Origin of the sequence: Sphingobium salicis subsp. salicis (assembly GCF_049472635.1) — a bacterium.
Taxonomy (GTDB): Bacteria; Pseudomonadota; Alphaproteobacteria; order Sphingomonadales; family Sphingomonadaceae; genus Sphingobium; species Sphingobium yanoikuyae_A.
The window spans coordinates 624,953-645,018 of sequence record NZ_JAYRCS010000001.1; the positions used below are offsets into that span (position 1 = coordinate 624,953).

Genomic DNA, 20,066 nt, shown 5'->3' on the forward strand with positions numbered 1-20,066 from the left:
CATGAGCAAGTCGCGTATCGGTGTCTATCCCGGCACCTTCGATCCCATCACCCTTGGCCATATGGACATCATTCGGCGTGGCGCGAAGCTGGTCGACAAGCTGGTGATCGGCGTCACCACCAACATCAGCAAGTCGCCGATGTTTTCCGACGAGGAACGGCTGGACATGGTTCGCCGCGAATGTGCGGACATCGACACCGAAATCGTCGTCACCGGCTTCAACTCGCTGTTGATGGACTTTGCCGAATCGCAGGGGGCCAGCGTCATCATCCGGGGCCTGCGCGCCGTCGCCGACTTCGAATATGAATATCAGATGGCGGGCATGAACCAGCAGATCAACAGCCGGGTCGAAACCGTTTTCCTGATGGCCGACGTATCGTTGCAGCCGATCGCGTCGCGTCTGGTCAAGGAAATCGCCCTCTATGGCGGGCCGATCCACAAGTTCGTCAGCCCCGCCGTGCGCGAGGAGGTGGAGGCGCGGGTTGCCGCGCTCGGCCTCAAGGGGCAGGGCTAGGAACGGGTTGTCGCCAATGTTGCCGTCTCGTTTCAGCCCGCGTTCAGTTGCCAATCCCGATCAGGGCGCTATCAGGACGGCTTGACCTTCCCGGGCAAGATCTAAGGAAAGCTTATTCGCATGCGTTTCACTTCCGCGCTCAAGACCGTGGCGATCGGTTTCGCCCTCACCGCGTCCAGCGTGGCCTTCGCCCAGGGTGGCGGCGGTGGCGGCGGCGGTGCCGAGGAAATGAAGAAGGCGGAGACCGCTGCGAAGGCGGAGCAGAATGCCAAGTCGCTGGGCGCACAGCTGACGCCGCAGCTGCCGCCGGCGACCATTCCGGCCGACCCACAGAATATCTGGGATCTTGACCTGTCGAGCGGCGGCCGCGTGCGCATTCAGCTGCGCCCGGACATCGCCCCCAACCATGTCGAGCGGATCAAGGAACTGACCCGCCAGGGCTTCTACAATGGCCTGAAGTTCCACCGCGTCATCCCCGGCTTCATGGCCCAGGGCGGCGATCCCAAGGGGGACGGCACCGGCGGTTCGACGCTGCCCGACCTCAAGGCCGAGTTCAACCCGATGCCGCATCTGCGCGGCACCCTGTCGATGGCCCGCGCCCAGAGCGAGGACAGCGCCAACAGCCAGTTCTTCATCGTGCTGCTGCCGCGCATGCAGCTCGACAAGAAATATACCGTTTTCGGCCGCGTGATCGAAGGCATGCAATATGTCGACGCGATCCATGAGGGCGAGCCGCCGGCCGACCCGACCGTGATCCTGCAGGCCTCGATCGAGAGCGACGGCAAGCCGCCGGTGCTGGCGCCGCCGCCCCCGCCGCCGGCGCCCGAACCTGCGGCCCTGCCGTCGAAGAAGCCGGCTGCCCCGGCCAAGAAGCCGGCCCCCAAGAAGAAGTGAGTTTGCGCCCGAAAGGGCCATCGTCATGCGTGTAGACCTGTTCGATTTCGATCTGCCGGCGGAGAATATCGCGCTCCGTCCGGCCAGTCCGCGCGATTCGGCGCGCCTTCTGCTCGTGCCCGGCGACAGCGCGATGGAGGATCGCATCGTGCGCGACCTGCCATCGCTGCTGCGCGCGGGCGATGTGCTGGTCTTCAACGACACCCGCGTCATTCCCGCCCAACTCGAAGGGATGCGGGGCGAGGCGCGGATCGGCGCGACCCTGCACAAGCGGCTGGGCCTGCGCCAGTGGCAGGCCTTCCTGCGCAATGCCAAGCGGGTGCGGGATGGCGACCGGATCGATTTCGGCGCCGGCGTGACCGCGATCGCCGGCCCGCGCGACGACGATGGTGGGGTTACCCTCGATTTCGAGGGCGAGGAGCCGGTCGAGCTCCTGCTGGAGCGGGCCGGCCGCATGCCGCTGCCGCCCTATATCGCCAGCAAGCGCGCCACCGACGAGCGTGACCGCAGCGATTACCAGACCATGTTCGCGCGCGAGGATGGCGCGGTCGCCGCCCCCACCGCCGCGCTGCACTTCACGCCCGCCCTCACCGCCGCACTGGCGCAGGCCGGCGTGCTGACCGAAACGCTGACCCTGCATGTCGGTGCGGGCACCTTCCTGCCGGTCAAGGCGGACGATACCGACGACCATCGCATGCATGCCGAATGGGGGCGGATCGATCAGGACACGGCCGATCGCCTGAATGCCGCGCGCGCGGCCGGCGGCCGGATCATCGCGGTCGGCACCACCTCGCTGCGCCTGCTCGAAAGCGCGACCGGCGAGGATGGCGTGATCCGTCCCTTCGCTGACGAAACCCGCATCTTCATCACGCCCGGCTACCGCTTCCGCGCGATCGACGGGCTGATGACCAATTTCCACCTGCCTAAATCGACCCTGTTCATGCTGGTAAGCGCCTTGATGGGCACGGAAAAAATGCAATCCGTGTACAGCCACGCAATCGAGGAAGGCTATCGCTTCTACAGCTATGGGGACTCCAGCCTGCTGCTGCCGGAGCGATAAGGCGGTAGGGCCTTTGAAGGATGATGCCCGGCAATCCGGCCTTATTTACCCGTCTGGCTTCTAAATTGCCTTCGATCAAAAAAACGGCTCGTTCGACGTCTGGCTGAAACCTGTTGAGATCGTTTTTCCATCGGCTTATTCGCCTGAAGCGGGAACTACTCAATCTAAGTGCATATGCGAGCACCGGATCGGTTGCTTCGTTTGGCGCGCGCCTTTCGCGCCCGGCGCTGCCATAGCATCGCTTTGCAGATGGTCCAGCAGATCGTGTAAAGGCCGATCGTCAGGATTTTGAACCACAATGAATTATCGCCATTCCTTCCATGCCGGCAACAGCGCCGATGTCGTGAAGCACAGTCTACTGATCGCCTTGGTGCGGGCCTTGCAGCAAAAACCAGGCGCGCTCACCCTGATCGACACCCATTCCGGCTGCGGCCTGTACGACCTTGGCGGCAACGATGCCCAGCGCACCGGCGAGGCCACGGGGGGCGTGCTGCGGGCCTTTGCCGACCCGACCCCCTTGCTGGACGACTACCGCGCCGCCGTACAGGCGGTGAATGTGGGGGACGAACCGCAGCTTTACCCTGGATCGCCGCAGTTTCTGGCGCAGCTTTTGCGTCCGCAGGATTGTCTGATCCTCAATGAAAAGCACCCGGAAGACGCTTACACCCTGCGCGGCGTGATGCGCGGGACAAGCGCGGCCGTACATGAACGCGATGCCTACGAGCTTTGGCTCGCTATGGTGCCGCCTCGCACCGCGCGCGGCGTGGTGGTAGTCGACCCGCCCTATGAGCAGACCGACGAACGCGCGCGCATCGCCGCCACCCTCGCTGCCGCTCATCGCAAATGGGCGCATGGCGTGACAGTGATTTGGTTTCCGCTGAAAGATCACGCCACGCATTGGAAGTGGAAGGAGCGCTTGCGTAAGCTCGGCATCCCGAAATTTCTGTGTGTGGAGCATTGGCTATACGATAGCGAGCAACCCGGCATCTATAATGGGGCGGGCCTTTTCATCGTCAATCCACCCTACGCCTTCACGCAGGCACTGCCGCCATTGCTGGAAGCCTTGCGCGCGGCGTTAGCGCCCGAAGGGCATAGGGGCGAGATTATATCCGGTTGGTTGGGCGATTAGGATGGTTCTGGAACATGAGGGCGATTATCCTTCTCGCAGGGCTGATCCTAGCGGTTGGAAGGCCTCCGCGATCCCGGCATAGATGGCCTGATCGTCCTTTCAGGCCGGAAGGTCGAGGTGCAGCAGTAGGCCATTGCTGCCGCAGGGGCGACGGCGCAGGCTTATGCCGCCCAAGTTCACAAAGGGCGTCGAGCCCCGGCGCTCGCTGGCATGCTGCCGGCATTAGACGGCGATCGCCCAACTGGCCTTGTCGCGATAGTGGCCGGTGACATAGCCGCGCGGGAAAGTCCGTACCAACGCCTGCGGATCGATGTTCAACTGATTTTGCTATCGGCGCCGTGATGTTCGGATGGTAGGTGCAGGATCGCGATCAAGGCTGCTCGTTACAGGTGGACCGCGCGCATTCGCTACCCACCCCGCCTCGCCGGGCGCAGGATCATCGGGACAAACACTGAAGCATGGCCGGCGATCCTGCGCGGCTTCATGTTAAAGCCGTCGAATTACGCCGTGACGTTCGGGGGAATGCGAGCGGACGGATGCAGGGTAAGGCATGCGCAAGCGACTGAAATGGCAATGCCCCCACATGTCGATCGCTTTGCGCTCTCTCCTGACTATCGTCATGGAAACCCGGCGTCGACCCGTCACCACTAGGGATAATCCCTGAGCCATGCCGGTGTTTCGCCCGATGGTTCCCGGCCCCTGAAACGGCACATGCTGCCCCCGATAGACTGAGGGGGTCATATGGCCAATCTGGCGGAATTTCTGGACAAGCTGCCCATCCTGCTGGTCGGGTTTCTGATGCTGGCGACCATGACGCTGACGGCGACGGCCGGCTATGTCCTGCGGCAGCGGGTGCGTCGGCTGCTGACGCACAAGGGCGCCACGGAAGAAAATGGGGCGGAAGGCTATATCGTCTCCGCCGTGATCGGTCTGGTTGCGCTGCTGCTGGGCTTCACCTTCGCGCTGGCGGTCGGCCGGTTCGAAACGCGCCGGGCGCTGGTGCTGCAGGAAGCCAATGCCATCGGCACCAGCTATCTGCGCGTTCAGGGCCTGCCCGAACCGCATCGCACGCGGATGTCGCAGATATTGGTCAACTACACCAATAATCGTGTCGAACTGGGCATGGCCAGACCCGACAAGATGGCGCCCTTGATCGTCGCCAGCGATCGGCTGTTGGTCGAGCTATGGGCCGGCACGCTGGCGGCGACCGATGCGATCGGCAATTCGGCGCTGGCCTCCTCGCTCCATTCGACCGTCAACGAAGTGATCGACATGGACAGCGCGCGCAAGGCGGCGCGCAAGGTGCGGGTGCCGGGCGAGGTGTTCCTGGCGCTGTGGGTCTATATCGCGGTGACTGCGGGGATGCTGGGCTATGCCCGGTCGGAAACGCAGGGGCGGATGCTGGCGGGCATATTATTCCTGCTCTTCACCATGTCCTACATGCTGATCATCGATATCGACCGGCCGGCGGGCGGCAATATCGTCGAAAGCCAGGGGCCGATGATCGAACTGCGCGAGACGCTGAAGCAGCAGCCGCCCGGCACCTTCGACATCTGGCGCAAGCCGGTCGTGGAGCCAGCGCCTTAGAGTCTTCTCTGATTGGGGCCTTTTGGGTCAAGCTGCTTCCTCGATTACGTGATCGTTCCCATGGATCACTCGCTTCTCTCCGCGGTCGGCGCAAGGCCGCCGCATAATGGGGTCATGGAGAGCAAGGCGTCTCAATCTGTTTCGCGACCTTCAGCTGGGCTGAGGTTCCGGACTCTAAGCGAGATCGTCTTGCCCTTCGTCCCCATGGGAACGACGCTACCCGTCTTCTCAGACGGGATCTTGTTCGGGCCTCCTCATGCGATCTGGCCTGCTGGAACCTTCCCCCAGCGAAACTCAGTCTGATCGCTCCACATGCGATGCAAAATCACCGCGAGCTTGCGGGCGACAGCGACGCGGGCCTTTGCCATCCCCCGCCGCTTGGCAATGCCCATGCCCCAGGCTTTGAGCGCCGACCATTTCTTGCATCGGGTCAGTAACGTATGGGCCGCCTCGTAAAGCAATGTGCGCGCGAGTTCGTCTCCGCACCGGCTGACGCGTCCCTGCACATCTGTTTCACCCGATTGATATCGCCTTGGAGTCAGGCCCAGATGGGCGCCGACATCGCGAGATCGTCGGAAGCGTTCAGGTCGATCCACGGTCGCGCGAAAGGCGAGCGCCGTCAGCGGCCCCACGCCAGGCACAGACATCAACTGCCGGCAGATGGGTTCAACTCGAACGGTCTCAAGAACACGGCGTGTCAGCCGTTCAAGTTGGCAGTGCATGGCGGCGACGATGGCCAGCAAGGGTTCTGTAATATCCGCCAGCGAAGGGTCGGTTTCAGCGAGTTCGCGCACCCGCGTGGCGAACAGCTTGCGGCCTGGAGCTCCAACTTTGAGCCCACTTTCGCGTAGTACGGCGCGCACCGCATTCTCCATGTCCCGCACTTTACAGAGCACCGTCCGGCGCGCCACAAGTAATGAGCGCGACATCCGTGACGGGGCACTCTTGACGTGAACCTGCCGATACCAGCCCGTTCGGATGATTTGCGCTAATCCCCGCGCGTCATTGCGGTCAGTCTTGTTCGGCATTGCTCCCATGGCCGCTTTTGCCTGTCGTGTTTCAATGCACAACACCGGCAAGCCGGACCGAGCCATACCCTGGTGAAGCCACGCCGATTGCGAACAGGCCTCCAGTCCGATCCGCACCATCGGCAAAGCAACCCCGTTGAACGCCGATATCAAGCTTTCAGGATCGCTGGGCGCGCGTAGCTCGCGTACGATCGCGCCCGTCTCATCGACAATACAGATGGCCGTCTCTTCCAACGAAACATCCAATCCGGCATAGTAGTTCACGGTTGCTTCTCCTCATGGTTGTGGCCGCTCGATACGGACCACGTTCTACCATTTGCGAGGAGCAGCCACCTCTCCGACTCGGTGGCGAGCCCCAATCACCCCATCTGTTTGAGAATGCGCCATCCGGCGCATTCCGGCACCAGCCCGCTCCCCCACCCGGCCACCCATAGAATACTGCCGTTGGGTGGCCGGGAGGGGGAGCGGGCTGGCACCGTATCGGAAATCGCGCTTTCGCGATGTCTCAACCACTCTCTTAGATGTTGCCAAACGCCATTGCCAACGCGCGCAGCATCGGCGGTGGCGTCTCGCGCAGGTGAATGGCGCGCGGGCCATGGAGCAGGCCGATCGTCCGGCGCTCGCCAAAGTCGCGCAGCGCCGCGCGCGCCATGCCGGGCCATTGATAGCCCAGCGGCATCACCGTGACGCCCAAACCGGCTGCCACCATCTGCATCACCCGCTCGTCATTCGTCGACCGATAGGCGAAATGCGGGCGGATGCCGCGATCGACAAAATAGCGGCTGGTCGCCGACAGCGCCTCGCAATGACGGCGCACGATCATCGTCTCGCCCGCCAGTTCCTCCGCCGCGATCGTCTCGCGCCCGGCGAGGCGATGGCCGGCGGGCAGGGCCAGGCCATAGCCTTCCTCGGCCAATATCTGCGCCGCATAGCGCTCCTCCGCACCAGGTCGCACCAGGGTCAGCGCCACGTCGATCCGTTCGGCATCCAGCCGTCCCAGCAATTCGCGCTCCGACCCCGGAATAAACTCCACCCGGCCGCGCGCCTCGGCCGGGCAGGCGGCGACCGCTGCCGCCACCGGCGCGCCGGCGATGCTGGTCAGCAGGCCGATGCGCAGCGTCTGGATTTCGGCCGTCTGCGCGCCGGCCTGTTCGGCCAGGTTGAACTCGCGCTCGATCCGCCGGGCGTGGCTGAGCAGACGACTGCCGGCCTCGGTCAGTTCCACACGCTGGTTGCTGCGCAGGAACAAGGGCGCGCTGACCGCCTGTTCCAGCTTGGCGATGCCGACCGACAGGGTCGGTTGCGACACCAGGCAATGCGCCGCCGCACGGGAGAAATTGCCCTGGTCCACGACCGCCAGGAAATAGCGAAGCAGATAGCGTTCGATCATAGATGGAAACTATACACTCCTGCCCGTGGTTTCAATTTTTCCCTTGCCGCGTTCAGGACTAGGGTGCGGCGCAGGAGAGATGCCAATGACCGATTTCGATTTCGCTCTGGGCGAGCATGCGGACATGATCCGCGAAAGCACCGCCCGTTTCGCCGCCGATCATATCGCCCCGCTGGCGGCGCAGATCGACGCCAAGGACTGGTTCCCGCGTGATCTGTGGCCCGCCATGGGCGCGCTTGGCCTGCACGGCATCACCGTGGACGAGGCGGATGGCGGCCTGGGCCTGGGCTATCTGGAGCATGTGGTGGCGCAGGAGGAAGTGGCGCGGGCCTCCGCCTCCATAGGTCTCAGCTATGGCGCGCACTCCAATCTCTGCGTCAACCAGATCCGCCGCTGGGGCAATGACGCGCAGAAGGCGCGCTATCTGCCCAAGCTGATTTCCGGCGAGCATGTGGGCAGCCTTGCCATGTCGGAGGCCGGCGCCGGGTCCGATGTCGTGTCGATGAAGCTGAAGGCCGAAAAGAAGGGCGATCGCTACGTCCTCAATGGCACGAAATTCTGGATCACCAATGCGACCGAGGCGGACACGCTGGTCGTCTATGCCAAGACCGGCGAGGGCTCCAAGGGCATCACGACCTTCCTGATCGAGAAGGGCTTTGCCGGCTTCTCGATCGGCCAGAAGATCGACAAGGTCGGCATGCGCGGCAGCCCGACCGCCGAACTGGTGTTCGAGGATTGCGAAGTGCCGGAAGAAAATATCATGGGGCCGCTGAACGGCGGCGCCGGCGTGCTGATGTCGGGTCTCGACTATGAGCGCACCGTGCTTGCCGGCATCCAGCTCGGCATCATGCAGGCCTGTCTCGACACGGTGCTGCCCTATGTTCGCGAGCGCAAGCAGTTCGGCAAGCCCATCGGCGCGTTCCAGCTGATGCAGGCCAAGGTCGCCGACATGTATGTCGCGCTCAACAGCGCGCGCGCCTATGTCTATGCCGTGGCGAAAGCCTGCGACGCGGGAAAGACCACCCGCTTCGACGCGGCCGGCGCCATCCTGCTCGCCAGCGAGAATGCGATGAAGGTCGCGCTGGAAGCGGTGCAGGCGCTGGGGGGCGCGGGCTATACCAGGGACTGGCCGGTCGAACGCTATATGCGCGACGCCAAGCTGCTCGATATCGGCGCCGGCACCAACGAGATCCGCCGGATGCTGATTGGCCGGGAATTAATTGGGGCGTGATTCAGCTCCGCCCCACGAACAGGAAGCCGACCGCCGCCATGATGCAGGCAAAGGCCGCCGCGTGGCGCCAGTGGAGCGGTTCGCCCAGCACCGTCACCATGAAGATGCCGAAGATCACGAGGGCGATGGCTTCCTGCGCGATCTTGAGTTGTCCGGCGGACCAGCCATGGGCAAAGCCGATGCGGTTGGCGGGCACCGCCAGGCAATATTCGACGAAGGCGATCGCCCAGCTGATCAGGATGACCAGCATCAGCGGTTTGTTCATGCCGCCCTTGAGGTGCCAGTACCAGGCGGTGGTCATGAACAGGTTGGAGAGGATGAGGAGGATGATGGTGGGCATATCTGCTCTGTGGCACGCGGACGCCGGGAAGGCGAGGGCATGAGCGCACCGGTTCTGGACAGCAAGCTGTCACCCGATGGCGAGGGCTTCCGCGCCAATGCTGTGCATAATCGCGCGCTGGCGGAAGAATTGCGCACCAGGGTTGCCGACGCGGCGCTGGGCGGATCGCCGGCCGCGCGCGACAAGCATACCGGTCGTGGCAAGCTGCTTCCGCGTGATCGCGTCGAGCGGCTGCTCGATCCCGGTTCGCCTTTCCTGGAGATTGGCCAACTCGCCGCCAATGGCCAATATGGCGACGAGGTGCCGGGCGCCGGCATGATCGCCGGCATCGGCCGGGTGTCGGGGCGCCAGGTGATGATCGCCTGCAACGACGCCACGGTGAAGGGCGGCACTTACTATCCCGTCACGGTGAAGAAGCATCTGCGCGCGCAGGAAATCGCGCTCGAAAACCGGCTGCCCTGCGTCTATCTGGTCGACAGCGGCGGCGCGAACCTGCCCAACCAGGCGGAGGTCTTTCCCGACCGCGACCATTTCGGCCGCATCTTCTACAATCAGGCGAACCTGTCGGCGCGCGGCATCCCGCAGATCGCCTGCGTCATGGGCAGTTGCACTGCCGGCGGCGCCTATGTCCCGGCGATGTCGGACGAGACGGTGATCGTCCGCAACCAGGGCACCATCTTCCTCGCCGGCCCGCCGCTGGTGCAGGCGGCGACGGGCGAGGTCATCAGCGCCGAGGATCTGGGCGGCGGCGACCTGCATGGCCGCAAGTCCGGCGTGGTCGATCATGTCGCGGACAATGACGAGCATGCGCTGTCGATCGTGCGCGACATCGTCTCGACCCTGCAGCCCGACCGCCAGAGCGACCTCAACCTGCGCGACCCGCGTCCGCCCAAGTTCGATCCGGCCGATCTCTATGGCATCATCCCCCAGGATGTGCGCGCGCCCTATGATGTGCGCGAAGTGATTGCGCGGATCGTCGATGGTAGCGAATTTCACGAGTTCAAGCCGCTCTACGGCACCACGCTCGTCTGCGGCTTCGCCCATATCTGGGGCATGCCGGTGGCGATCCTGGCGAACAACGGCGTGCTGTTCAGCGAAAGCGCGCAGAAGGGCGCCCATTTCATCGAACTGGCCTGCCAGCGGCGCGTACCCTTGCTCTTCCTCCAGAATATTTCCGGCTTCATGGTCGGTGGCAAATATGAGGCGGAAGGGATCGCAAAGCATGGCGCCAAGCTGGTGACGGCGGTGGCCACGGCGCAGGTGCCCAAGGTCACCGTGCTGATCGGCGGCAGCTTCGGAGCGGGCAATTATGGCATGTGTGGCCGCGCCTATCAGCCGCGCTTCCTCTTCACCTGGCCCAATGCCCGCATCAGCGTGATGGGTGGCGAGCAGGCGGCGAGCGTGCTGGCGACCGTCCACCGCGACGCCGCCAAATGGACGCCGGAAGAGGCCGAAGCCTTCAAGGCGCCGGTGCGCCAGAAATATGAGGATGAAGGTAATCCCTATTTCGCGACCTCGCGCCTGTGGGACGATGGCGTGATCGACCCGGCCCAGACACGGGATGTGCTGGGGCTGGCCTTCGCCGCAGCCTTGAACGCGCCGGTGGAGGAACGCGCGCAATTTGGCGTGTTCCGGATGTGATCGGGCTTGCTGCTCAGAATTTGGGCGCCGGGCTGTGATATCCGGTCTGTGGCGCCAGCATGACGAATTGGGAGACTGTGGTGCTTGAATCCCTCCTCATCGCCAATCGGGGCGAGATTGCCTGTCGCATCATCCGCACCGCGCGGCGGCTGGGTATCCGCACGATCGCGGTCTATTCCGATGCCGACGCCGACGCGCTGCATGTGCGCGAGGCGGACGAGGCGGTGCATATCGGCCCGTCGCCGGTGCGCGAATCCTATCTGGTCGGCGATCGCATTATCGCGACAGCGAAAGCGACAGGGGCACAGGCGATCCACCCCGGTTATGGCTTCCTGTCGGAAAATGCCGAGTTCGCCCAGGCGGTGATCGACGCCGGCCTGATCTGGGTCGGTCCCAACCCGTCCTCCATCACCGCCATGGGCCTGAAGGACGCGGCCAAGACACTGATGCAGGATGCGGGCGTCCCCACCACGCCGGGCTATCTGGGTGAAGACCAGTCGCCTGAACGGCTGGCGGCGGAGGCCGACGCGATCGGCTATCCTGTCCTCATCAAGGCGGTCGCCGGCGGCGGCGGCAAGGGCATGCGCATGGTCGATGCCGCGGCCGACTTCGCCGACGCCTTGCTGTCCTGCCGGCGCGAGGCGGCGTCCAGCTTCGGCAACGATCAGGTGCTGCTGGAAAAATGGATCACCAATCCGCGCCATATCGAGGTGCAGGTGTTTGGCGACAAGCATGGCCATGTCGTCCATCTGTTCGAGCGCGACTGTTCGCTCCAGCGCCGCCACCAGAAGGTGATCGAGGAAGCACCCGCGCCGGGCATGGATGAAGCGACCCGCGCGGCCGTGTGCCAGGCGGCGGTCAATGCGGCCAAGGCGGTCGACTATGTCGGTGCTGGCACGATCGAGTTCATTGCCGACGGATCGGATGGGCTGCGCGCCGACCGCATCTGGTTCATGGAAATGAACACCCGGCTTCAGGTCGAACATCCCGTGACCGAGGAGATTACCGGCCAGGATCTGGTCGAATGGCAGCTGCGGGTCGCGTCGGGCGAACCGCTGCCCCGGACGCAGGAGCAGCTGTCGATCAATGGCTGGGCGATGGAAGCGCGCCTCTATGCCGAGGATCCGGTCAAGGGCTTCCTGCCCTCGATCGGCACGCTCGACACGTTCGAACTGGGCGGCGGTGCGCGCATCGATACCGGCGTCGAGGAAGGGGCGGCCATTTCGCCTTATTATGATCCGATGATCGCCAAGGTCATCGCCCATGGCGACACGCGCGACGCGGCGCGGCTGCGGCTGGCGGCGGCGCTTGATGATACGGTGATCTGGCCGCTGCGCACCAATGCGGGCTTTCTGGTCAAGGCGCTGGAGAATGCGGATTTCGCGGCGGCCCGGCTCGACACCGGCCTGATCGCGCGGGAGGGCGATGCGCTGCTGCCGCCGGCCGATCCGTCCGACGCGGCACTGGCCGATGCGGCCGCGGCGCTGACGCCGGGCGGAGCGCTGGCCGGCTTCCGCCTCAATGCGCCGGTCCGGGCGGAGGCGAATTTCCTGCTGAACGGCCATGCCCATGCCGTGCGCTATGATCCGCGTCTGGGTGACGCCCGGCCGCTGGAGGATGTGTTGATTGCCGAGGGCGGGCAGGTCTGGGAAATGACGCCCTGGCGCGTTGCCGGTGGCGCGGGCGGTGCCGCATCCGACGGCGCGATCCTGTCGCCCATGCCTGGCCGCATCATTGCGGTGGCGGTGACGGCCGGGCAGGCGGTGACCAAGGGGCAGAAGCTGCTGACGCTCGAAGCGATGAAGATGGAGCATAGCCTGGTCGCGCCGTTCGACGGCGTGGTCGCGGAGTTGAACGCGGCCGAGGGCGGGCAGGTGAGCGAGGGCGTATTGCTGGCCCGGATCGATCATAGCGAAGGTTGAGCCGATCCGGCTTCATGAGATGATAATTGCACTATTGTGCATATTTATATAAAGGGCGAACGATGGCGGGCAGGCATTTCGACGAATGGCAGGTGGGGGACCGGATCGCGCATGAACTGCGCCGCACGGTGACCGAGACCGACAATCTGCTGTTCACCACCATGACCCATAATCCCCAGCCGCTGCATCTGGATGCCGAGGCGGCCAAGGCGTCGGAATTCGGCCAGATCCTGGTCAACGGCACTTTCAGCTTCGCGCTGATGATCGGCCTGTCGGTGGGGGATACCACCATGGGCACGCTGGTCGCGAACCTGGGCTATGACAAACTCGTCATGCCCAAGCCGGTGTTCATCGGCGACACGCTGCGCTGCGAGACCGAGGTCACAGAGCTCAAGGAAAGCCGCTCGCGCCCCGAAGCCGGCATCGTCACCTTCACCCATCGCCTGCTCAACCAGCGGGACGAGATTGTTTGCCAGTGCCTGCGCATGGCGTTGCTCAAGAAGAGGTCTGCATGAAACTCCGCTCGCTGCTCTTTGTGCCGGGCGATCGCCCCGAACGGTTCGACAAGGCGGCGGCGAGCGGCGCGGATGCAATCATCCTCGACCTGGAGGATTCGGTCGCGCCCGAGCGCAAGGGCTATGCCCGTGATGCGATCGCCGGCTGGCTGGGGGGCGCGCGCGATTGCACCGCCTTCGTCCGGGTCAATCCGCTGGAGGGCGGGCAGACGGCCGATGATCTGGCCATCATCCTGCCGGCGGCGCCCGACGGCATCATGCTGCCCAAGGCGGAAGGGGCGGCCAGCATCCTGGCGCTGGAGGAACTGGCCGGGGCAGGGCGGCTGCCGCCGATCCTGCCGATCGCCACGGAAACGCCCGCGGCCCTGTTCGAGCTTGGCAGCTATCGCAGCGTTCGTGATCGGCTGGCCGGCCTCACCTGGGGCGCGGAGGATCTGCCCGCCTCGATCGGCGCTACCTGCGCGCGGGAGGCCGATGGCCGTTATACCGCGCCGATCGAGATGGCGCGCAGCCTGACCCTGTTCGCGGCCCATGCCGCCGGTGTCGCGGCGATCGACACGGTCTTCCCGCGGATCGACGCGATGGATGATCTGGCCGCCTATGTCGGCCGGGCGCGGCGCGACGGCTTTACCGGCATGATGGCGATCCATCCGGTTCAGGTCGCGGCGATCAATGCCGGCTTTACTCCGACCCCGGCGGAGGTCGATCATGCCCGCGCGGTGGTCGATGCCTTTGCCGCCAATCCGGGTGCCGGGGTGCTGAAGCTGGACGGCAAGATGATCGATCGCCCGCATCTGGTGCAGGCCCAGCGCGTGCTGGCCGCCATATGAAAAAGGCCCGGCATCGCGGCCGGGCCTCTCATTTCACCGTCCCGATTTAGCGGTAACGGCTCTTTTCATAATTGGTCGACGATCCGGCGCCATAGGTGCCGCGGGTGTCGTCGCGATCGCCGAACAGCGCCTGCTGTTCGCGCTCGATGCGCCAGGCGTGCTGCGCTTCGTCCGCGCTCTTTTCCAGCGTCACCTTGGTCGCATCGACCGACTTGATCCAGGAGGAGGGGATGGAGTGGTGGACACCGCCGGCATCGCTGTCGCTCTTGGTCAGGATGATGCGGTCGCCGCGCAGCTTGTCGACGGTGCCGACATGTTCGCCATCGCTGCCGACCACTTCCATATGCTCGCGCACCTGCGTCACCGCCTGGCGCTGCTCGCCGCGACGGGTGCGCCATGTGCCGAATTCGCTGTTGAAGCGATCGCGATGTTCGCGCTGATACTCGGCATAGTCGCGGTCCAATTCGTCGATCCGCTGCTGGCGCCAGCTATAATAATTGCTGTCATGATGGGCGCCATAGTCCTGCTGCGGGCCGAAGGCGCGGTTGCGATAGCCATGGTCCTCGCTGCCATAGCCGCTGCGCTCCCCGGTATAGGGCGCAAAGCCACGGCCGGGCAGATAGTCGCTGCGCGCAGCCGAGGCATAGCCAAGCCGGCTCGACTGGTCGCGCGGGTCGCCATAGGGGCGATTATAATATTCGTCATATTCGCGGCGGCGTTCCGCCTCGTCATCGCCGAACCAGCTGCGAATCTCGTCGCCCGCCCGGTCGAAGAAGCCGCGCTCGTCGGGATCATAGCCCTGGGGATAGGGGCGGGCACCCGGCCCGCTGAACTGGCCGCGCATGCCGTATCGATAGGCGCGCTCGTCGCGCGTTGCCCTGTACCGATCATTGTAACGGTCGTTGCCGCGATCCCAGTCGGTCGAGTAGCGATCATCGCCGCCATAGCGGCGTCCGCCTTGATAACCCATGGTCCGTCTCCTTGTGCTTGTCGGAGGATCGCGCCCTCCGGTGGTGCGTGCGTGTTGCACCGACAGGCCATCAATGGGTGGGGCGAGGCATCGTTCCGGGCGTTACGGGCGGGAAACGTCGCGCCTTTCAACCGCCCTGTCGAAGGCGGAAAGGGCCGATTTCCGGGGCGCTTGATCGAGATCAGGAAAGGCGGCGATTTTTTGCGCAAAAGACCGTTGCAAGGCGAAAATCCCTCGCCTATAGGCAGCCCACCTTTGGGGCCTTAGCTCAGCTGGGAGAGCGCGTCGTTCGCAATGACGAGGTCAGGGGTTCGATCCCCCTAGGCTCCACCATTTTCCTTCGAAATGAACGAACTGTTCCGTGTGGCATTGGCTGCGCGGACCGGACGCCACCGATCGGCGCACCCCATGATCATCGGACAGCATGGCAAGATCGCGATCTCGCACGGGCGGATCAGGGTAGCCTTTCTCCCATCGACGCTTCGAGCACCGCATACCATTCGCCGCGGGTCCATTCGACCTTGAAGGCATCGATGCTGCGGGCAATGCGGGCAGCGGACTGGCTGCCGACAATGGGAATCGGGCGCGCGGGATGCGCAATGATCCAGGACAGGGCGGCGGCGGTGATATCGACGCCATAGCGCTCGCCCTGATCTGCAAGCGTCACAGCGGCCGGGTGCAGCGCCTTGGCGAGGCGACCACCACCCAGCGGCGACCAGGCCAGAACCGCCATGTCGCGCGCCATCGCCTGATCGAGCGTGCCGTCATGGAGCGGCGCCGTGCGCAGCGCGGAAAATTCAGGCTGGGTGCTGACGATCGGCAGGTCGAGAAAGGTCTGGAGCGCGTCGAGTTCATGAATCGCATAGTTGGACACGCCGATCGCGCGCACCTTGCCGGCTTCGACCATGCGGGTCAGGCTGGCGGCGACTTCCTGCGGATGGGTCAGGAAATCGCGGCGATGGATCTGGTAGAGATCGACCCGGTCGATGCCCATTCGCGTCAAGGACGCATCGATGGCCTCGGCCAGATAGTCTGCGCCGCTATTATAGGGGATGCTCGGTCGGATGCCGCCCTTGGTGGCGATGATCATGCGGTGCCGCAGTTCAGGGGCATCCGCCAATATCTGGCCGAACAGCGTTTCGGCCGATCCGAAACCGGCGGGTGTGTCGCAGCCATAGATGTCCGCCGTGTCGAGCAGGGTGATGCCGGCGTCCAGCGCCGCCTCCACCCTGGCGCGGGCCTCGGCGATATCCTCGCCGGCCAGGCGCCACATGCCCCAGGCGATCGGAAAGACGGAAATGCCGCTCTTGCCGAGCGGACGTGGTTCGGCGGAGAGGCGCAGCGTCGTCATGGATCGATCAATGGCACAAGCAATGTGCCGGCGGTAGGGGCCATCCGCGTCCCACATGACCGGCCGGGCGACCGGCGCTTGCCGGGGCCGGTGTCACGCCCTGGATGAAAAGCTCATGTAACGCGCGCGCCAGGCGGCGACTTCGGCGCGCAGGTGGGCGGGGGCGGCATCCCCCGACAGGACGAGGGCGGCGACCTCATTGTCGGGGTGCATCAACATCTTCCGCGATCCGTCGCTGAACCAGACGGGCACCAGCTGATCGCAAAGACTGTCGAGGATCGCGCCGGCCATGCCATTCTCGATCGCCGCGCTGCCGGGCAGCATGCGAACCATGATCGATACGCCTTCGAAGCAGTTGCGCGGTTCGCGGACGAAATCGATCGACGCCAGGATGCCGGACCGGTCCGGACGGGCTTCATCGGGCATGGCCTGGACCCGGCGCCATGCGCAAAACCATGTCCGGCAGATATGCGGGCGCACCGCATGGATGCTGCATCCCTGCTCGCCCAGATGCGCGCAGGGCGCGCCCGCCGCTTTCTTGAAATCGGGTGTGTCGACGGTCAGAATGGTGCAGCACATGGTGCAATCGCCGCAGGACCGGTCAGGGATGACAGGGCCCAGCAGAGCGGTTTCCAGATCTGTATCCATGTGCATTCGGGCGGGGTGCCTTGGCCTTGTCGGGAATGCAAGCGGCATCATGCGCGCCGCCTCGCGGCAGACGCCCTGCGTCGGTCAGGCGCGCATGAAGCGCCAATGGTCAGCGTCGCTCTCGGCCGGATCGAAGCGATATCCGTCACTGTCGAAGCCCTGCATGGCCTCGACATCGGCGACATGATGTTCGCACATCCAGCGCGCCATCATGCCGCGTGCCCGCTTCGCGTTGAAGCTCACGAAGCGCGGGCCGTTCGGCCCCGGCTCGCGAAAATCGACATGGATCACGCGCAGGCCATCGAGCCTGTTCTCGACCGCCGCGAAATATTCCTGGCTAGCCAGGTTGAGGACGACGCCCGACCCCTCTTCCGCGGCCTGTGCGCGCAGCAGCGCGGCGATGCGATCGCCCCACCAGTCGGTCAGCTTCTTGTGTCGCGGCGCCCAGCGCGTGCCCATTTCCAGCCGATAGGGACGGATCGCATCCAGCGGACGCAGCAGCCCGTAAAGGCCCGACAGCATCCGCACATGATCCTGCGCAAAGGCCACCGCCGCCTCGTCCAGCGTGTCCACTTCGAAACCGGAATAGACGTCGCCGGCAAAGGCATAGAGCGCCTGCCGTTCGGGCAGGTCGGCAAAGTCCCGGAACCGGTCGGCATTGAGCTTGGCCAGGCGCGGCGAGATATGCATCAGTTCCGCCAGCCGTTTCTGCGAAAGATTGGCGGCCGACTTGGCGAGCCCGCGCGCTTCCTCGGCGAAATGCGGCGTGGTGACGGCAAGGGGCGGCAGCGCGCGCTCGAAGTCGAGCGTCTTGGCGGGAGAGAGCAGAACGATCATGCCCCGCGCGGTAGCCGCGCCTCGTCCGGGCGTCAAACCGGACCGCGCCTCCCCCTCCCGCCCGCCAGCGGATTTCGCTTCAGCGCCCGCCTGTGCCCGCTGATGGCCGCGCCACCGCATACATGGCCTGCGCCATTTCCCGGTAATAGGCGTTGCGATCGCCGTCCCGTGCATAGACTTCGTTGATGCTGTGCGACGCGCCGGGGACATAGATGAATTCCGCACGCCCCCCACCTTGCGGAACGCGGCCTCCAGATCATGGACGGCACCGTCGAGATAGTAGGAATCGGCAGTCCCGACCACGACATGGACCTTGCCGTCCAGGTCATGGCGCAGGCGCGGCCATTGAGTCTCGATCCGGTGGCCGATATCATAATTGTCCCGCCAATAGGCCGCGACCTGCGCATCGACTGCGCCCGTCACCCGGTCGAAGAGCGGCGCCGGCGTCCCGTCCGCACGGCGCGGCGAGAAGGCCCAGTCGAAGGATCGCAACTGGCCGCCGTCCCGGCCCAGCACCGTCTCGATCCCCGCCGCCTGCGCGATCGTCGTCTTCACCTCGCCATGGGCGCGCTCCAGCGGACGGGCCGCGCCATTGGTATCGCGATACATGTTCGCCCCCGGCTGATAGAGGTCGACGCCGATGAAGTGCCGGAAATCCACCGGATCGGGTGACGAGGCCCAGCTTCCGCCGAAGACAGCGGGATAGCGCACCATCGCCCAGAGCGCGAACCAGCCGCCCGAACTATGGCCGGTCAGGAACCGGCCCGAGGGCCTGGCGTCCATCCGATAGCGGCTTTCGAGCGCCGGGATGATCTCGCGCGTCAGCGCTTCGCCCCAGGGACCATTATTGACGCTGTCGGCAAATTCGGTCGTGCCCGTGGGCGAGGCGAAGTCCAGCGTCACCCAGATCATCGGCGGAATGGCCTTTGTCTCCATCAGGTGCCAGATGCGCGACAATTGCTGCCCGTCCACCCGGTGATTGGTGCCGAACGCACCGGCCGTATAGACCGTGGGATAGGTGACGCGGCCGTTGGGATCATAGCCCGGCGGGGTCAGCACCCAGGCGGCGACACTCTGCGGCGTGCCGCGAAAGCGGGTCAGCACTTTCGATACGACCTGTTCGTCGTGCAGATGCGGGCGCGACGCGGTGATCTGCTCGGCGGCGCGCGGCGGCAGGCCGGTGACGTCGAACTGCGCGGGCGCCGGCGGCAATTTGTGATCCAGCGCAATCGATGGCCTGGCGCCTAGCGGCAGGCGCAACGTCACCACCTTCGAGACCAGGTCGCCCGGCCCCCGCCCGCCATAATTATAGTCGCCATCGCGATCGAGCACGACCTGCACCCGATAGTCTCCGGGCGCCAGTCCCGCCAATCCCTTGGGAAACGCGCCTTCCTCGGCATCGATGCTCACGGTGCGATCAGGCCCGAAACTGGCGACATCGCGGCCCGCCACGAAGATGCGGGCGTCGTCGGGGCCATAGATGTCGATATCCTCGCTCTTGCCATTGTCGGTGCTCAGCGGTGCCGCAAAGAGCAGCAACCGTCCCGATGCGTCGTCGCCCAGCGCAGCCGGCAGGCTGATATCGAAGCGCGTTTCGGGTGCCGCAGCGCCGATCAGCGCCAGCCCAGACAGGGGAAGTGCAAGCAAGCGGGCCATTGCAGTCATCATCAGGAGATCCTGCCATTTTGCCGGCGCAGGGCAATCAACTGGGCGGCAAGGCCCAGGATCAGCATTGCCAGAAGCGCCGCCTGCGATCCCAGTAGCAAGGGTGACTTGAGGTCGGTGACGAACGGGTGACCGTCCGGCACGCGGCGCAGGATTTCAGTCACGGTCGGCACCATCAGCAGGAACGCCGTGAGGCTGAGGAAGACGGTTTCCAGATAGCGCCGCGCCCGCCCGAGAAAGCGGATATTGTTCACGCCATAGCCGGCGATCAGCAGCAGGATCGTCACCGTGCCGATGCCGTAGCTGACGGGCTGATGCGCCACCAGGAACACGGTGCCGGCACCGATCAGCATGAAGATGAGATAGGCGATGCCCGGTGCCGATCGCGGCATGATCCGGCCATGGCGCGCGAACATATAGGCGGCCAGCGGAATGGCGGGCAGGCTGCCGAGCGTATGGAGCCAGCCCAGAGGCGTTATTCCAAACATGGTCTATGTCTTTCTGTTGGCGCGGG

At 64.9% G+C, this 20,066-nt stretch carries 18 protein-coding genes, 1 tRNA gene and 1 pseudogene; 11 read left to right on the top strand and 9 right to left on the bottom strand.

Annotated features, from left to right (window positions below; all coding sequences use genetic code 11):
- Window position 1 precedes the first annotated feature (1 nt).
- The 5 genes from coaD (at window position 2) to VHN57_RS03165 (ending at window position 5,184) form a co-directional block, all read left to right on the top strand.
- Complete coding sequence (coaD, locus tag VHN57_RS03145; RefSeq protein WP_010337450.1) at window positions 2-514, top strand: pantetheine-phosphate adenylyltransferase; 513 nt, start codon at window positions 2-4, stop codon at window positions 512-514.
- A gap of 120 nt (window positions 515-634) precedes the next feature.
- Window positions 635-1,408 carry a peptidylprolyl isomerase gene (locus tag VHN57_RS03150; RefSeq protein ID WP_004211219.1) on the top strand — a complete coding sequence of 258 codons (774 nt, stop codon included), beginning with the start codon at window positions 635-637 and terminating at the stop codon, window positions 1,406-1,408.
- Window positions 1,409-1,433: 25 nt separating this feature from the next.
- Window positions 1,434-2,468: a tRNA preQ1(34) S-adenosylmethionine ribosyltransferase-isomerase QueA gene (gene queA / locus VHN57_RS03155; RefSeq protein WP_423282752.1), complete on the top strand. Its 1,035-nt coding sequence runs from the start codon at window positions 1,434-1,436 to the stop codon at window positions 2,466-2,468.
- Window positions 2,469-2,766: 298 nt separating this feature from the next.
- Complete coding sequence (locus tag VHN57_RS03160; protein WP_423282755.1) at window positions 2,767-3,597, top strand: 23S rRNA (adenine(2030)-N(6))-methyltransferase RlmJ; 831 nt, start codon at window positions 2,767-2,769, stop codon at window positions 3,595-3,597.
- A 741-nt stretch (window positions 3,598-4,338) separates the two neighbouring features.
- Window positions 4,339-5,184: a bestrophin-like domain gene (locus VHN57_RS03165; RefSeq protein ID WP_278988413.1), complete on the top strand. Its 846-nt coding sequence runs from the start codon at window positions 4,339-4,341 to the stop codon at window positions 5,182-5,184.
- 254 nt (window positions 5,185-5,438) lie between these two features.
- On the opposite strand, the gene VHN57_RS03170 is transcribed toward VHN57_RS03165, so the two are convergent.
- Window positions 5,439-6,476, bottom strand: a complete 1,038-nt coding sequence (locus VHN57_RS03170) for an IS110 family RNA-guided transposase (protein ID WP_161730774.1) — start codon at window positions 6,474-6,476, stop codon at window positions 5,439-5,441.
- 253 nt (window positions 6,477-6,729) lie between these two features.
- Complete coding sequence (locus tag VHN57_RS03175; RefSeq protein ID WP_278988691.1) at window positions 6,730-7,602, bottom strand: LysR family transcriptional regulator; 873 nt, start codon at window positions 7,600-7,602, stop codon at window positions 6,730-6,732.
- 85 nt (window positions 7,603-7,687) lie between these two features.
- Here VHN57_RS03175 and VHN57_RS03180 point away from each other — a divergent pair, with 85 nt between their 5' ends.
- Complete coding sequence (locus tag VHN57_RS03180) at window positions 7,688-8,833, top strand: isovaleryl-CoA dehydrogenase (RefSeq protein WP_423282760.1); 1,146 nt, start codon at window positions 7,688-7,690, stop codon at window positions 8,831-8,833.
- A 1-nt stretch (window position 8,834) separates the two neighbouring features.
- Here VHN57_RS03180 and VHN57_RS03185 read toward each other — a convergent pair whose 3' ends face one another.
- Window positions 8,835-9,173 carry a DMT family protein gene (locus VHN57_RS03185; RefSeq protein WP_004211232.1) on the bottom strand — a complete coding sequence of 113 codons (339 nt, stop codon included), beginning with the start codon at window positions 9,171-9,173 and terminating at the stop codon, window positions 8,835-8,837.
- 39 nt (window positions 9,174-9,212) lie between these two features.
- Here VHN57_RS03185 and VHN57_RS03190 point away from each other — a divergent pair, with 39 nt between their 5' ends.
- The 4 genes from VHN57_RS03190 (at window position 9,213) to VHN57_RS03205 (ending at window position 14,081) form a co-directional block, all read left to right on the top strand.
- Window positions 9,213-10,814: a carboxyl transferase domain-containing protein gene (locus VHN57_RS03190; RefSeq protein WP_278986995.1), complete on the top strand. Its 1,602-nt coding sequence runs from the start codon at window positions 9,213-9,215 to the stop codon at window positions 10,812-10,814.
- A gap of 80 nt (window positions 10,815-10,894) precedes the next feature.
- Window positions 10,895-12,736, top strand: a complete 1,842-nt coding sequence (locus tag VHN57_RS03195) for an acetyl/propionyl/methylcrotonyl-CoA carboxylase subunit alpha (RefSeq protein WP_278986993.1) — start codon at window positions 10,895-10,897, stop codon at window positions 12,734-12,736.
- A 62-nt stretch (window positions 12,737-12,798) separates the two neighbouring features.
- Window positions 12,799-13,251: a MaoC family dehydratase gene (locus VHN57_RS03200; protein WP_278986992.1), complete on the top strand. Its 453-nt coding sequence runs from the start codon at window positions 12,799-12,801 to the stop codon at window positions 13,249-13,251.
- Complete coding sequence (locus VHN57_RS03205) at window positions 13,248-14,081, top strand: HpcH/HpaI aldolase/citrate lyase family protein (RefSeq protein ID WP_278986991.1); 834 nt, start codon at window positions 13,248-13,250, stop codon at window positions 14,079-14,081. The genes VHN57_RS03200 and VHN57_RS03205 overlap by 4 nt, the downstream gene beginning before the upstream one ends.
- A 46-nt stretch (window positions 14,082-14,127) precedes the next feature.
- On the opposite strand, the gene VHN57_RS03210 is transcribed toward VHN57_RS03205, so the two are convergent.
- The gene (locus tag VHN57_RS03210; protein ID WP_278986988.1) at window positions 14,128-15,051 is read right to left on the bottom strand and encodes a DUF2171 domain-containing protein; all 924 of its coding nucleotides are present in this window, start codon (window positions 15,049-15,051) and stop codon (window positions 14,128-14,130) included.
- 257 nt (window positions 15,052-15,308) lie between these two features.
- Between VHN57_RS03210 and VHN57_RS03215 the strand changes: the two genes are divergently transcribed.
- A tRNA-Ala gene (locus tag VHN57_RS03215) sits at window positions 15,309-15,384 on the top strand.
- Between the two features lie 121 nt (window positions 15,385-15,505).
- On the opposite strand, the gene VHN57_RS03220 is transcribed toward VHN57_RS03215, so the two are convergent.
- The 5 genes and pseudogenes from VHN57_RS03220 to VHN57_RS03240 all read right to left on the bottom strand — a co-directional run bounded on the left by VHN57_RS03220 (window position 15,506) and on the right by VHN57_RS03240 (window position 20,040).
- Window positions 15,506-16,402, bottom strand: coding sequence for an aldo/keto reductase (locus VHN57_RS03220; protein ID WP_278986984.1), 897 nt, complete (start codon window positions 16,400-16,402; stop codon window positions 15,506-15,508).
- A 93-nt stretch (window positions 16,403-16,495) separates the two neighbouring features.
- Window positions 16,496-17,056, bottom strand: a complete 561-nt coding sequence (locus VHN57_RS03225; protein WP_037491139.1) for a YkgJ family cysteine cluster protein — start codon at window positions 17,054-17,056, stop codon at window positions 16,496-16,498.
- Window positions 17,057-17,134: 78 nt separating this feature from the next.
- Window positions 17,135-17,887: a peroxide stress protein YaaA gene (yaaA, locus tag VHN57_RS03230; protein WP_278986997.1), complete on the bottom strand. Its 753-nt coding sequence runs from the start codon at window positions 17,885-17,887 to the stop codon at window positions 17,135-17,137.
- Window positions 17,888-17,966: 79 nt separating this feature from the next.
- Window positions 17,967-19,555: pseudogene (locus VHN57_RS03235) on the bottom strand (alpha/beta hydrolase).
- Window positions 19,555-20,040, bottom strand: coding sequence for a hypothetical protein (locus tag VHN57_RS03240; protein ID WP_278985438.1), 486 nt, complete (start codon window positions 20,038-20,040; stop codon window positions 19,555-19,557). Before VHN57_RS03240 ends, VHN57_RS03235 begins: the two are co-directional and overlap by 1 nt.
- Window positions 20,041-20,066: the final 26 nt, after the last annotated feature.